Here is a 14242-nt window from a genome sequence, read left to right as displayed (position 1 = left end):
TATTGCCGGATAAGAAAAGTAAACGGGTAGGAGGTTTTCGACTTCAACCCGTTTACTTTTTATTAAACAAAGTCCAAGGAAAGAGAGCAATCCATCCTATGAAAATGACTATTGATCTTGCTCTTAACCACACCAGCAACCAACATCCTTGGTTTCAGGAAGCATCAAAGGATAAAGACAGCCCGTACCGGGACTATTATATCTGGGCTGATACGGACTCCGACCTGAATGAAAAAGGACCCTGGGGACAACAGGTCTGGTATGAAACGTATCCAGACCAACATCGGCATGTATCGGCTGAACCAAGGCGCTGACGGATTCCGCCTCGATGCGGCCATGTACATCTATGAAGAAATTATTAAGAATGTCGCTTGGTGGGACGAGTTTAAGCAGAACTTAATACAATTCAACCCAGATACCTATCTGATTGGTCAAGTGTGGGATCACCCGATTTAACGACATTCTAATGCATTGCCCTTCCTTCAGAGAACTCTTGTTTTGGAAGGGCAATTCTATTTATTCATTCTTGGTTACTCTCCTGTGTTCTTGGAAATAATAGCTTTAGCTTTCCATTCGGGGGGGCATGTTCTCCTGAATTAATCAACAAGGAGGTAATGTTAATGAAAAACATATTTCTTTATTTATTACTGGGCCTATTGGGTCTATCTATGATTGTCACCGTCGATCTATTGGCGGGAATCAGTTTTTCAATTCAAGTCCGGACTTTTCAGAACATTTTTGCCACTACCACCGTACAGGAATCTGTAGCTATGCCCATTTTTCTTTCCCTTCCTCTTATAAACCCCATTGTAATGTACTTAAAGAAACGAAACCGTAAACCTAGTAAATAAATCCTTACCGATAAAGGCCGAATTTCTTGCGTATATAATGAACAATAACCAGCAGTAAGGGAATGACCGCACATAGAATGGGCAAAATATATTTCAAAAAAACCTTCCCTTCATCCATATGTACCGGATAACTCTCCGCACTAACAATCGAACTAAACAGAACAACAATCCCAACAGGCAATGTTAAGTTCCGAATCTCCCGCACCTTAAATAAGTCAGCTGTCACTGACATCACTGCGTAGCAGTAAATAGACATTTTAAAAAAAACACCAACCACCAAAGCCAAAATAACTAACGCGTCTAACCGCTGTATAAAATTCGCTAGGTTTACCAGTGTTATCGTAGTGAATATGGGAAACGTAGATCTCGAGTATATGTTCTCTCCAAGTACTGCTATTTCAATAGCATGTGTGAAACAGAGTAGTAACCCACTTAATACAATCGCCATAACCCCTGCTCTTCTAGCCTTGTGACTTTTATTAAAGTGGGGGAAAATCGTTGTGAAGCATACGAGTTCTCCGAACGGAAAAATCAAAATATTCGGATAGGCTGAAGCCAATGCATCTTTCCAGTCCTTCGAATGAAGGGGAAACAAATTTTTAAGATCAACCAAACCTGCCGCGATCACAACAAAATTACAAATCAACCCCATCAAAATGATTACAAAAAAATAGATCTCTGCTGACCTAGCAAACACCTCGATGCCTTTATAGAGGGTATACATCACAGCGATGACCATCATTGAGTTAATGATAAAGACGGGCGTTTGATCATAGGAAGCAGCTATTAATAAGTCACCCGCTTCTCTTAAGTTCCTAGAGCCATTAAACAGAAGGACTGGGATGTATAATAAACTAAGCGTCCAACCTATATATTTCCCTAGAATTTTTTGAGTATATCCGCTGATGTTCATGGTGGGAAATTCCAGATATAAATAATTATAAATAAGATATAGTATAATCCCTCCAGGTAAAGCCATAAGTATCGATACCCATACCGCATGTCCGCTTTCAAGACCTATGGGTACCACTAGCGCCGTCCCAAATTCAAACAAAACAATCATGGCAAATAATTGATAGGAGCTAATGACTTCTTTTCTCATAATGGGGTTACCTCCTTCCTTTCCAGCGAACATACTACTTTGAATTTTCTTTCAGATATGGCTTTAATCTCATACCTGTGCTGCGAATATATGCATCTATATGGACATTCAGTTTTCCTTTTGCAAAAAGGGCAGGCCAATCCTTTTCAACGCTTTTCCATGCCTTTGGGTTCGTGCGTTTTAATTCATTGGCAAAATTAAAAATATCCGTTTGCATCCTTTGAGCGGTTTCTACAGCCTGTGTAACTTCTTTTTTCGTTTGCTCTGCAAGCGAGACTTCCAATTTTAATATTTCATCCCCTTTGCTTAAATCCACAAAACTTTTTGTCTCATTTACAATTCCTTTCTCTTTGATATGGATATCGAAGACGGGTATCCCCTCACGAATTTTAACCTTTACTTTTGTTTTCGAAAGATTAATATCCACGGAAACCGATTTTTTTTTATTCTTATAATCAATATTTATACTGGTCTCTTTGATCTTATCCTGAACCCACACTGTTCCCCTAGCTTTAGGCCCGTCCATCCAATCCACCAACTTCCCATCCTTGAATACGCCTAACCCGCTCATGACAACAAGTGCCTTCACTTCAGTCTGATCCAGATTGGACAACTTCATTCCTTCTTGTTCATCACCGTTAATGCGAACACCGCTGATTACGAAGTCAGATTCTCCGGTAATCCCATTTATGAGCTCAAAAATATTTACATCCCTATTCTCGCCCCATACACCTGCGGTATTTTTGTTCTTCTTAACGATCCCCATTGCCGGGAGGCTCTCTATAGGGAGGATTACCTTTAAAATGGAAGCTGCATCAGCATCTCTTGAAACAAGAACCAAGGAATTAAGTCTCAGCTCGTGAGATCTCTCAAAAACATCAAAAATATCGTTGATTCCACTCCTTGCCAATGATTCCCCTATCACTACAAGTTGGGTATGTGCAAAGAAAAGCTGTCTAGCTGCCTTCTTTGAGGTTTTGCGCAAGGCGCCAAATACAGTTGTGTCTGTTGATGAATAGATTGTAACGGGGGGGTGATTCTTACTAGCTCCCGTGCTTGTTGCCGTAGCTGAAGGATTAACCACTTGAAAAGTAACCCGGTATTCGTCTTTATTGGGTCCTTTATCAATACCAAAACCGCTTACTATGCCTAATTCGCCCAATTCCCTGCTGTTCCAGCAACTTGTCAGCAGTGATAACATAACGAAATAAATAACCGATCGTAATATCCATTTAACTCTCATTGTTTATCTCCCCGTTTTCCCTCATCAGAGTCCATACGCACATTATTCTTTTGGCTAACTAGCCGTGGACGGGTCCTCATGGATTGTAAAGGAGAACGATAGACAGCGTCTTTCTGACTGTCGGGTATAAAGGGGCCCAGAGGAGACATATACGGAACCCCCAAAGAACGCAGGCTACACATATGTGCAATCAGAATAAAGGCCACGATAGAGATGCCGTAAAGTCCCATAAATGCAGCAATGAAAACAATAGCAAACCGAAGATAGCGTATGGAAAGTGCCATATTGAATGCAGGTGTCGCAAAACTGGAAATCCCCGTTATAGAAACGACTATCACCATGGCAGGAGAGACAATTCCAGCTTGTACCGCTGCCTGTCCCAATACTAGACCCCCAATAATAGATACGGTTTGACCAATTTGGGACGGTAGTCGAATTCCAGCTTCACGAATAATCTCAAAGGTAACCTCCATGATGATGGCCTCGACAAAAGCAGGAAAGGGAACGCCTTCTCTTTGCGAAGCTAAATTAATCAGCAAAGGAGTTGGGATCATTTCTTGATGAAAATTAAGCGCAGAAATAAATATCGCGGGACCAAATAAAGAAATTACAAGACACAGAAATCTCAATAATCGAATTAATGACGAAATGTCAAATCGCTGATAGTAATCTTCAACCGCCTGAAAAAACATAATAAAGGTTGCTGGAGCAATTAACACAAAGGGCGTTCCATCCACAATGATAGCAATCCGTCCCTCAAGCAAGTTTGCGGCAACACTATCAGGTCGCTCTGTATTAAACACCGTTGGAAAGGGTGAAAACTTATTCTCTTCAATTAGCTGCTCAATATATCCTGATTCCAAAATAGCATCCACGTGTATCTCTTTTAGTTGTGTTTTTAACTTCTGCAAAGCTTTTTCGCTGGCAATTCCATTGATGTACATGATTGACACGTTTGTTTGGGTCACAACACCAATTTTCATCGTCTCTACCCATAAATTCGGACTTTTTATTCTCCTGCGTATTAGAGATATATTAGTGTCAATGGATTCTGTAAAGCTTTCTTTCGAGCCACGGATGGACACCTGGGTAGTGGCTTCCGAAACAGTTCTGACCTCTCCACCACTTGTACTACCACTTATGGCTTCTCCCAAACCTTCAATTAGTATAAGAGTTTGACCGGATAAAAGGCCCCCACACAGCTCCTTCCAATCCTTGATCATCGTTTCTTCACCAATGCTTAATGCTTTTTCTTTGATATATTCAAAAGCATCCTTTCCCGAAGTTACCTCCTGCTGCCCTTCTGTATGCGTATTAAACGACATGGCATGAGAAACAAAGTCATCAACCTTTATCTTATCTACTAGTCCATCTATATAAACAGCAGCGACTTGGACCCGCGTGCATATAATAGTAAATTTCCGTATGACAATATCAGTGCTGTTGCCGAATTGATTTGAGATTTCCTTAAGATTTTCTGCCAAATTAGTAGAGATCAGGATTTGCTTCTCTGGACTTTGAGTTTCCTTCGTATTCCCGGATTCTTTATTCTTTGGCATCATTAACACCTCCTCCGGTATACTATTTGCTTACCAACTTTTTTTTATACAACTTATGGAACTTCGAGGGGCACTTTGGCGGAAGTGGCGTTCCATGCTAAACACCCCACCTATTTAGATTCTTAAGGTGGGGTGTTTAGTATGCAAGCTCAGTTTTTTAATTCAACGGGCATAAACCTCATAATCATCGGGGGTATTAGCTCTCGAGCCCAATTTCCGCCAACATCCTATGAGTATATCTCCTGATGTAAATCAAGTAAAACAAAAGCTGAAAGCCCAAATAAATCCCCCCAACTAACAACACTTCATTAAGAGGTTCGATAATCTTACCCGCTTCGATTTTCACCGCATACACAAAATAAAAAGTGGAAAGAACGATCCCAAGTATATAGGGAAAGAAAAAAAGAAGCCTAAACGGTTTTGCTATAATTTTCGCTGCTTCCTTGGAGGTGATGCCTATTCTTTTCAGCTTCCGAAATTTGATCTTCTCCCTTTCCCAGTCGGTTAGAATTCTAAAATGCAGAAGTACACCGGATGAGAGAAAAAACAGCAACCCGACGAAGGCAAATAACATAACCCCAAATTCACCAGCTTGCTTAAGCTGAGTATACGTGGCGATTCTGGACTGCGTTTGAAAAGCTGCGGCATCCTGACGGTCATTCCCATACCATGACTCTGTATTCTGTTTATTGTACTTCACTAATGCAGCATTAAGTTTGGCATCTAGTTCAGCGGTCTTCTTCCAATTCTCAAAATTAAGGAGATGAATATGTCCTATTTTTTTGATATTAGCAGGCTTTAAGGCAATGTAATCCTGTTCATTCAGGACCACATAAAGACCGTTCGAAACTATCGGGATACGGTTAAATAACATTTTCGATATTACCCCTTGGGAGACGAGCGTTTTTTTTCCCGCAGGACTATCCAAATCATAAGTGGGCATATCAGGGATTTCCCCTTGGTAGCCTTCACTCTGGTCATATAGGGACAAATTCAGAAAGTGACCTTGCTCCACCTTATAATGACTGCCTGTTATCGTATTCAGGTTCTGGTCTGAGAATACTTTAAAAGGATGTAGATCCATATACTCCAAAACCTGATGTGAACTTAGGGGTGTATCACCATGGTCTGTAATCTGATCCAGCGTTTCTTGTGGGATATGATTCTTACCAAACACTTCAGCATAAGCGATTTGATTTGGGTTCTGTCTAGTGGCCATGTTAAGCGTATCTATGGTCAAAAATAGCACCAAACTACTGAGCATAAGACTAAATGTGACTAGAATCGTGATGAGGAATAGTACGATTTTGGATTGGCCGAAGGAATATCTGATATCCGATACAAAAAGCATGTTTTTATGATTATTCTTACTGAATTGTTTTAGAGCTAAGGAGATCCAGTCACTAAGACTAGACATGACCAAATATACTCCGACGAAACAAATGAACAGACTTCTGAGAACTAAATTGCTCTGTCCTGCAGTAAGACTAAGCCAATCCCATACTGCGATAGCAATAAGTACGATCCCGATAATCCCAGGCACATTGCCATGGATCAAGCTGCGGTCTGCAGTTCTAGATTCTTTTAACAGATTCACAATGCTGTATCTTAGAGTCAACACAAGACTGCTTGCAATGACAACGATATAGATGACTACAAAAAAAATGACTGTGTTCTTATAACTTTCCATCGTCAGTCTAAACGAGATATCCCGGACATCAACGATTAAGGATACTATGCCATAAAAAATCCCCGAAAAGATAGTTCCCAACCCTAACCCGGTGAGGATGGAAGCCACAGCTATCATACTATTCTCAAATAAAAGCATCTTACGAATATTATGATGGGTCATACCGAGTACCATAAATAACCCGTAATCACTCTTTCTGAACTTCACAAAGGCAGTTTGAGCATAGAAGAGGAACAACACAGCAAAGACTTTAAGTATAAGAGTCGGTGCGTATAGATTACCGGATATCATCCCGTTCACTTTGTAAGAATCCATGAAGTCAGGGTTGTTAGACAGCGTGGCGAAGGTGAAAAAAATCATGATCGTAAAGCTGCTGCACAGAAAAAATAACAGATACCTTCTAAGGTTCGCCTTAAAGATCTGAAAAGCCATTCGCCTAAAGGTCATCTTCTCCCCCTCCGATAAAAGCCAAGCTCTCCAAAATGGTGTCAAAAAAGGCCTTTCGTTCACCCTCACGGACCCTTTCGAAGCCGATCTCTCCGTCTTTAATGAAAACCACCCTTTTGCAAAAGCTGGCGGCAAACGGATCATGCGTAACCATGACGATCGTTGCTCCTTTTAAAGAATTAAGCCTGGAGAAGCATTTCATCACCGTACTTGAGGACTTGGAATCCAGATTGCCCGTAGGCTCGTCCGCAAATACAACATCTGGATCATTAATAATGGCTCTGCAAATGGCGGCTCGCTGCTGCTGTCCCCCTGATACGTTATAGGGATATTTGTTCTTTGCCTCATCTAAATCGAACAATGACAATGTCTCGTCCGTTTTGGCATTGATTGCTTCTACCTCCTGTTCGTCCAGAACCATGGGCAGCATTACATTTTCTCGTAAAGTCAGACTATCCAGCAGGTTGTAATCCTGAAAGACAAACCCCATCCTCTGTCGGCGAAAAAGCGCAAGCTCATCCTTGGACATGTCCTCTATGCAGCTCTCCGAAATGCGAACGGTTCCACTGTAGTCGGTATCGATCCCGCTGAGGATGTTCAGAAGCGTAGTCTTCCCGCTGCCGGAAGGCCCCATAATGGCAATGAATTCACCACTGTCCACGCTCAGATCAATCCCGTTCAATGCTTTGAATACATTCGATTTGTTACGGCCTTTACCTTTGTATTCTTTAACAAGGCTTTCTACTTGAAGAATAGACATTCGGAGTCACCCCATCTTTTTAGACTTATCCCAATACTATACAACTTTAGGTATTTTTGTTACGTTATTTTTTTCACATTGGTTAGTTATTGTCATTACAAACAGGCCCATCTATAATCTCAGTAGGATTACAATAGCGTTTAGAAGGAGTTTAATCCATGAAATTAAGACGGTATGGAACTACAGGGAGAATGGTTTCAGAGGTTGGATTCGGGGGCTGGTAGCTAGGTAACCAACAGGATTGGGAGGCTATGGCTGACACTGAGGCAATAACGCTAGTACATGAAGCTTTTGACAGAGGAATTACCTTTTTCGATACTGCACCGAATTATGGACGTGGTAAAAGTGAGGAATTGCTCGGCAAGGCGTTGATAGGTAAGCGTTCAGAGGTTGTCATCAATAGCAAATTCGGTCATACGGCAGATGGCCGTACGGATTATTCTGCGGATACTTTGAGAACATCAGTAGAACAAAGCTTATCTCGGCTACAAACCGACTATCTGGATTCTATTCTGATTCATAATCCACCTTTTGATTATTTGGATGGAAAGTATGGCCACTATAAGGTTCTTGAGGATTTAAAAAGTGAAGGAAAAATATTAGCCTACGGAGTTTCGGTAGATTCCACCGTGACATGCTGGAGGTCATAAACAATAGCTCAATCGGAGTTATGGAAGTGATGTTCAACATCTTTTATCAGGAGACAGCAGAGGCCTTTAAGCTTGCACAGAAAAATGATATTGCCCTTATCATCAAGGTTCCACTGGATTCCGGCTGGCTTTCAGGGAAATACAATAGCAAGAGCACCTTTGAAGGCGTTAGAAGCCGCTGTCCCCTGAAATCATAAGCAAACGTTCGGCGCTAGTGGAGAATATCCAATATATCACCGACAAAGAAACCACGCCCAATTAATCGAGAACATATCTGCCAGTAATGCCGTTATGCCAGAGGATCAGGTCAAAAGGCTACAGGAGTTATGGGAGACAGATATCAAATTTCAAAATCTCGGTTGGTAACCTTTTAACTCACTTTTGTCTGGCGGATGTTGGCATTTTCTGAAATATTATTATGGTTCTTACGCTGGGCTAAAATATACCCCCACAAGGAAGCGGTAAGCTGTTGAAACAGCATGCCCAGCACAACGGGAACAGCTACAGGTGCTGGAAAATAAGAGACGGCCAGAACGGCTCCGGCACTGATGTTGCGCATGCCTCCGTTAAACGTCATCGCCACCACAATATCCTGATCCCATCGCAGCAGCTTGGCGGTCAGGAAGCCTGTGGCATACCCGGAACAGGCCAACGTTAGAATAACTGCTGAAATCAGAAGCAAGCGGCTGTCAAAGCTGCGCAGATATGGGGCAACCACAGACCCGTTTATAGCTACAACTACTCCCATTCCCAGCTTCGAAAAAGGACTTAGACGGGGGCCCCACTTCACCTTTATTTGACCGCGTGTCCACTCATTCAGCAGCATCCCCAAGATTGAAGGTAAGACTACCATGACAAATAGACTCTTCATGATGGCTCCCGAATCCATTTCCACGTTAGCTCCGACCAGTAAGGACAATGTTAACGGTACGATTAAAGGTGAAAGAAGCGTGTCCACCAAAATGATGGCCAGGGTCAGCACGGTGTTTCCTTTGTAGATGGATACCCAGATAAAGCTGCTGATTCCTGTGGGTATGGCAACAGCGAGGACGAGCCCTGTAATTGTAAAGTCATCCCCGGTGAAGAAAACATGTCCAAAAACCAGAGCCAAAAGCGGTATCAGCACATGCAAAATTAACATCGTAAGGATTAAGGGCACAGGTCTGCGTATTACCGTAAAAAAGTCCCTGACATTCGAGCTGATACTCCCTGAAAAGGTGATAAACGCAAATATCCAGGTCGATAAATATGCATAACCCGACAAATAGCTTCCCAGCAGTACCCCAATTAGAACACTGACCGGTGTAATGAGCGGCATCGCCTTTTCCAATCTTCGATTAAGAGCATTCAGCATTCGTAATTACTTCCTTCTATTTGTTTTTCCTATAGTAACATAATCAGTGGTTGACCGTTTGTGAAACAAGCTGCTACGGGTTCGGAGGGTTCTTGCGTTCGCTGTTAAAGCCCGATTTCTGGATTGTAAAGTGAATTATAGGTCTCCAGAATCCCTCCGACCCTCCGCTCTGTTCGCTCATCTAGTCAACCTCTGATTTTAAGATTGAGCCGAAATTTTTCAGTCTATTTCTCACCGGGAATTTCAAATATTTCATTTAGAGTCATGCTTTGTTGGCCATCTGTAGTAAACTTTCCGGTAGAGTCGATAAATCCATAAGTCGCCTCCATAATCGGTAGCATTAAATGATAGTAAGCCATACGTCCCTTTATAGAAGGCTTTTCCCCATCCTGGTCCATGATCTTATAAGGTAAAAAGAACAGACTGTCCGAGGACTTTATGTCAAAATTCAGCTTCGCCGTCCATATTTCTTCTACATGTTGGCCTACCACTTCAAAATACGAAATACCCGGCCCACCCTGTATAAAAAATTGATTGGATATCCCCTCTGGAAAGTAATAATTCTGATTCTGCGTATCATTGGTGATCTCGAGGGTCTTAAGTGAACTAACACGAGGGATTTTCAGAGCAGCAGTACGTGCTTCCCCTAATTTGGCGGAGGTTGCTTGGGCCATTAACTCCTCACTCGCCTTGGCGACATATATACGCCTTGTTCCCGCATTCCAAACCACATAAGCGTCTGCAGACTCGGCAATGAAACGCAAAGGTACCATAACCCTTCCTTTTAGGATGGTGGACGCCACTGGTAATAGGATCTGTTGCGTTCCTATCGTGGCCGTTTTTTGGCCTGCAACCAGTTTGATTGTTTCTCCATCCCGATCGATGGTTACCGTCTTGGTCATATTGTCCCACTGGACAGCAATCCCCGGAATATTCTGCACAACATTCAGCGGAACAATCGTAGTTCCCTGCAAAATGTACGAATGGATATCCGTGTTCATAAAGGTATTATTTACAATGATCTCAATGTTGTTAGTTGAAGCTCCCCGGGCATTCCCCGGCGTTACTACAAAGAGCGAAATCAATAAGCAAGCTAGTCTCACCGCAATTTTCATTCTTCACCCACTCCTTGTCATATATATACAATTTTAGACGCCTACTATTGTTAAAAGTTTCCGCACAAAAAAGGGCTCAACACTAATATCAGTTACGCCCAATAGAGGGGTTTTCTCCCTCTATTTCTGCACCCGCTACCCCGTTTCGGCAATTAGAGGAAATTTCGCCCGCTAATTTTGAGGATATACCTCTTTGGGACGGTATGGGTAAGATTATAGGGATATTTTCCCTTTAATCTCATATTCATGGCGTTTCGGTCGGTATTAGCGGGCATTTCCCCCTCTAATTAACCGAAGGACTGGTCCGCAACCCGGATTCGCTACCTGTAAGACGTAGTTGCCCCAAACCCGGTGAAACATCAGGCGAAGTTAAATCGAAATCGTTCCCGGCACAGTGACGTAAACGGAAAATCAAGCACTGATTTCGAGAAAGAGCACAAAAAAGAAGCTCTAAATTATAGAGCTCCTTCTACTTTTCTTACCTCACTGGGCAATCTGCTCACGTATATTCGCCAAAATCTTTTTCTCCAACCGGGAGACCTGCACCTGGGAAATTCCCAGACGGCTGGCCACCTCGGACTGTGTCTGATCACGGTAATACCGCAGGTAGACGATCAATCGCTCCCGTTCACTTAAAGCACCGATAGCTTCATTGAGAGCGAGCTTGTCGAACCAGCGCTCCTGTGATTCATCAGCGATCTGGTCGATCAGTGTAATCGGATCGCCATCGTTCTCGAATACCGTTTCGTGGATCGAAGTCGGCGGTTTGTTGGCTTCCTGGGCAAACACGATTTCTTCCGGTGTTACTCCCAGCGCTTCCGCAACTTCGTTGATCGTTGGCAAACGATCAAGAGTTTTGGACATTTCATCCTTCATTTTACGCACCTTGTTGGCCATTTCCTTCAGTGAACGACTCACCTTCAAGGTTCCGTCATCACGAAGAAAGCGTTGGATTTCTCCGATGATCATAGGCACTGCATAAGTGGAGAACTTGACCTCATAGCTGAGATCAAACTTATCTACGGACTTCAACAGCCCGATACAACCAATCTGGAATAAATCATCAGGTTCATATCCACGGTTCATAAACCGCTGCACTACCGACCATACCAGGCGGATATTGCAGCTTACAAGCGTATCTCGGGCCAGACTATCACCGGCCTGACTAAGCGCGATCAGACGTTTAACCTCCGCATCGTCCAAATAGGTCGGCGGAGCTTTTTTTGTTTCTGCATCCATGGCTCCAACCCCTAATTGTATAAAGCTTTTTTCGAGACGATGGTTTTCTTCATTGAAATGGAGGTGCCGTGACCCGGTTCACTAGTGACTTCGAACTCATCCATGAAATTCTCCATAATGGTAAAGCCCATACCCGACCGTTCCATTTCCGGCTTCGACGTGTACAACGGCTGTTGGGCAAGCTCTAAATCTTCTATTCCCCGTCCCTGATCCTCAATGGTAAGATGCACAGTTTCATGCTCTATGGATGCAGAGATGGTCACAATTCCGTTCGGATCACTGTCGTACCCGTGAATGATACAGTTGGTGACAGCCTCTGACACAACCGTCTTCAAATCATTCAGCTCTTCCATGGTCGGATCAAGTCGGGTAACGAAAGCTGCCACAACTACACGCGCGAACGACTCATTCTCCGACATCGCTGCGAACTGTACATTCATGAAGTTACTGGCTTGGCTCTTTGTCATAACGCAACCTCCAAATCCGAGAGTGCAGCGCTCTCGTCGTCATATAGGGGCATAATCTTGAACAAGCCCGACATTTCCAACAACCGCCGCACGGGTGCAGTCGCATCGCATACTACCATTTTGCCGCCTTTACTGCGAATCAGCTTATATCTTCCGAGAATAACACCTAGTCCGGAGCTGTCCATAAACTGCAGATGCTTCAAGCTGAGAACCAGATGCTCTACCTGACCTCTCATAATGGCTTCATCCATATCCATTCGTACGTAATCGGCTGCGTGATGATCCAGTTCCCCTGATAACCGGACAATCAGCACGCCCCGGTGATGCTCCATTTCCACATAAGAATTCATGCTTGCCACTCTCCTCTTTGTTGTGCCTTCAAGGACAAGGTTTTCTACGCAGCAAATCAGGAATCCTGCCTCCCGACAAAACTAGAAGTAAACCCCCATGAAATTACAAAGGTTAAGCGGAGAATCTACAAAATAACTGAATTAATCTGCAGTGAATAACGATCCTGCCGTCCGCTTGAACAGCTTCCACCAACCTGCTTTGGCGACGGCTTCGCCTGCTTTCAAATCATATTCCTTTAATACATCTTTTCCTTGATAGACTATAAGCTTGCCGACAGTCTGTCCTTCTGCTACGGGCGCCTTTACACTTTCAGGTAAAATAACCTCATGGCGTATCCCCTCCTGTGCCACACCTTTTTTCAAAAGTATGCTGTAGGTTTCCTTCGCTGTAAGAGGCAACTGAGCTTTGGTACCCTTCTCAATAGCTAAGGTTCCCAACGTGTCTCCTTCTTTATGAATGGTATGAACCTTATACTGCGAGAACAGATAATCGAACATCCCTGACACTTCACTATTTCGGGTCTTGGTATTCGGTTCACCTAGCACTACGGCCACGGCACGCAGTCCGTCTCTTGCCGCAGTAGCAGACAAGCAGAATTTGGCCTCAGCGGTATAACCGGTCTTCAAACCGTCGGCTCCGGTATAAAAGCGTACCAGCTTGTTGGTATTCACCAACCAGAAGGGTTTCTCTGAATCCTTTCGCAAATAGTCCTGATAAGCACCGGTATATTTGATGATCCGCTCATGCTTGAGCAATTCCCGGCTCATTACCGCAATATCATGTGCTGAAGAATAATGATTGTCAGCGGGTAGTCCGTTGCAATTGGCGAAATGAGTGTCCTTCAACCCGAGCTCTTCGGCACGTTTATTCATCAGATCCACAAAGGAGGTTTCTGAGCCGGCAATTTTTTCAGCCATTGCCACAGATGCATCATTACCGGAGGCCATCGCGATGCCTTTTAGCATCTCATCCACAGTCATCTCTTCACCCGGCTCCAGGAAGATCTGAGAACCCCCCATTGAAGCGGCATACTCACTCGTCCGTACCTTGTCGGTTAACTGCAAGCGCCCCTCATCCAGGGCTTCTACGGTAAGCAGCATCGTCATTATCTTAGTAATACTCGCCGGAGGCAGCTTATCATGGCTGTTCTTCTCATAAATAATGGTGCCAGTACCTGCATCAAGCAGAATTGCGGAACGTGCTCCCGGGGCCAAATCTACCGAAGCCGCTTTTCCAGTGGAACTCTTGCTCTTCTCTTCCGCAAAAGCCGCCGAAGCTTGACTAAAGGGTCCGATAACAATACAAAGTACTAGTAACATTGTAATTACATAACCTAGTTTTTTCACAATGGTTCCCCTCCTGAACATTAACCTTCATTTCACAGTTACTGTGTTCCAGTCTTGTCATAAAGAGA

Annotated in this window: 15 protein-coding genes and 1 pseudogene; 5 read left to right on the top strand and 11 right to left on the bottom strand. The window is 43.4% G+C overall.

The features are described from left to right. The first annotated feature begins 98 nt into the window (after nucleotides 1-98). The 3 genes from J2T20_RS13790 (at nucleotide 99) to J2T20_RS13780 (ending at nucleotide 851) form a co-directional block, all read left to right on the top strand. Nucleotides 99-314 carry an alpha-amylase family glycosyl hydrolase gene (locus J2T20_RS13790; protein WP_307589220.1) on the top strand — a complete coding sequence of 72 codons (216 nt, stop codon included), beginning with the start codon at nucleotides 99-101 and terminating at the stop codon, nucleotides 312-314. Beyond that, entirely contained in the window at nucleotides 229-456 is a 228-nt protein-coding gene (locus tag J2T20_RS13785) for an alpha-amylase family glycosyl hydrolase (RefSeq protein WP_307589218.1), read from the top strand. The genes J2T20_RS13790 and J2T20_RS13785 overlap by 86 nt, the downstream gene beginning before the upstream one ends. A gap of 164 nt (nucleotides 457-620) precedes the next feature. Next, on the top strand, nucleotides 621-851 hold the full coding sequence (locus tag J2T20_RS13780) for a hypothetical protein (protein ID WP_307589216.1): 231 nt from the start codon (nucleotides 621-623) through the stop codon (nucleotides 849-851). A 4-nt stretch (nucleotides 852-855) separates the two neighbouring features. On the opposite strand, the gene J2T20_RS13775 is transcribed toward J2T20_RS13780, so the two are convergent. The 5 genes from J2T20_RS13775 to J2T20_RS13755 all read right to left on the bottom strand — a co-directional run bounded on the left by J2T20_RS13775 (nucleotide 856) and on the right by J2T20_RS13755 (nucleotide 7652). Further along, nucleotides 856-1953, bottom strand: coding sequence for a GerAB/ArcD/ProY family transporter (locus tag J2T20_RS13775; RefSeq protein ID WP_307589214.1), 1098 nt, complete (start codon nucleotides 1951-1953; stop codon nucleotides 856-858). A gap of 34 nt (nucleotides 1954-1987) precedes the next feature. Next, nucleotides 1988-3196, bottom strand: a complete 1209-nt coding sequence (locus tag J2T20_RS13770) for a Ger(x)C family spore germination protein (protein ID WP_307589212.1) — start codon at nucleotides 3194-3196, stop codon at nucleotides 1988-1990. After that, nucleotides 3193-4758, bottom strand: coding sequence for a spore germination protein (locus J2T20_RS13765; RefSeq protein WP_307589210.1), 1566 nt, complete (start codon nucleotides 4756-4758; stop codon nucleotides 3193-3195). Before J2T20_RS13765 ends, J2T20_RS13770 begins: the two co-directional genes overlap by 4 nt. Before the next feature lie 193 nt (nucleotides 4759-4951). Beyond that, nucleotides 4952-6892 carry an FtsX-like permease family protein gene (locus J2T20_RS13760; RefSeq protein ID WP_307589208.1) on the bottom strand — a complete coding sequence of 647 codons (1941 nt, stop codon included), beginning with the start codon at nucleotides 6890-6892 and terminating at the stop codon, nucleotides 4952-4954. Then, nucleotides 6882-7652: an ABC transporter ATP-binding protein gene (locus tag J2T20_RS13755; protein ID WP_307589206.1), complete on the bottom strand. Its 771-nt coding sequence runs from the start codon at nucleotides 7650-7652 to the stop codon at nucleotides 6882-6884. Before J2T20_RS13755 ends, J2T20_RS13760 begins: the two co-directional genes overlap by 11 nt. Nucleotides 7653-7897: 245 nt before the next feature. Between J2T20_RS13755 and J2T20_RS13750 the strand changes: the two are divergent. Beyond that, nucleotides 7898-8302 (top strand): annotated as a pseudogene (locus tag J2T20_RS13750) (aldo/keto reductase); the annotation flags it as partial. 26 nt (nucleotides 8303-8328) lie between these two features. Beyond that, the gene (locus J2T20_RS13745) at nucleotides 8329-8499 is read left to right on the top strand and encodes a hypothetical protein (RefSeq protein ID WP_307589204.1); all 171 of its coding nucleotides are present in this window, start codon (nucleotides 8329-8331) and stop codon (nucleotides 8497-8499) included. A 173-nt stretch (nucleotides 8500-8672) separates the two neighbouring features. On the opposite strand, the gene J2T20_RS13740 is transcribed toward J2T20_RS13745, so the two are convergent. The 6 genes from J2T20_RS13740 to J2T20_RS13715 form a co-directional block, all read right to left on the bottom strand. After that, the gene (locus J2T20_RS13740; RefSeq protein WP_307589202.1) at nucleotides 8673-9656 is read right to left on the bottom strand and encodes a bile acid:sodium symporter family protein; all 984 of its coding nucleotides are present in this window, start codon (nucleotides 9654-9656) and stop codon (nucleotides 8673-8675) included. A gap of 224 nt (nucleotides 9657-9880) precedes the next feature. Further along, nucleotides 9881-10771, bottom strand: coding sequence for a copper amine oxidase N-terminal domain-containing protein (locus J2T20_RS13735; protein WP_307589199.1), 891 nt, complete (start codon nucleotides 10769-10771; stop codon nucleotides 9881-9883). A 483-nt stretch (nucleotides 10772-11254) separates the two neighbouring features. Continuing rightward, nucleotides 11255-12010: an RNA polymerase sporulation sigma factor SigF gene (gene sigF, locus J2T20_RS13730; protein WP_036657416.1), complete on the bottom strand. Its 756-nt coding sequence runs from the start codon at nucleotides 12008-12010 to the stop codon at nucleotides 11255-11257. A gap of 11 nt (nucleotides 12011-12021) precedes the next feature. Continuing rightward, entirely contained in the window at nucleotides 12022-12477 is a 456-nt protein-coding gene (gene spoIIAB, locus J2T20_RS13725) for an anti-sigma F factor (protein WP_307589196.1), read from the bottom strand. After that, a complete protein-coding gene (gene spoIIAA / locus J2T20_RS13720; protein ID WP_036657420.1) occupies nucleotides 12474-12827 on the bottom strand; it encodes an anti-sigma F factor antagonist in 354 nt (117 codons plus the stop codon). Before spoIIAA ends, spoIIAB begins: the two co-directional genes overlap by 4 nt. Before the next feature lie 141 nt (nucleotides 12828-12968). Then, nucleotides 12969-14195, bottom strand: coding sequence for a D-alanyl-D-alanine carboxypeptidase family protein (locus J2T20_RS13715; protein WP_373457798.1), 1227 nt, complete (start codon nucleotides 14193-14195; stop codon nucleotides 12969-12971). Between the last annotated feature and the right edge of the window lie 47 nt (nucleotides 14196-14242).

Source organism: Paenibacillus wynnii (genome assembly GCF_030812855.1).
GTDB classification, from domain to species: domain Bacteria; phylum Bacillota; class Bacilli; order Paenibacillales; family Paenibacillaceae; genus Paenibacillus_AQ; species Paenibacillus_AQ wynnii_A.
The sequence above is the reverse complement of the archived record's forward strand: the minus strand, read 5'-3'. Positions and strand labels throughout refer to the sequence as shown.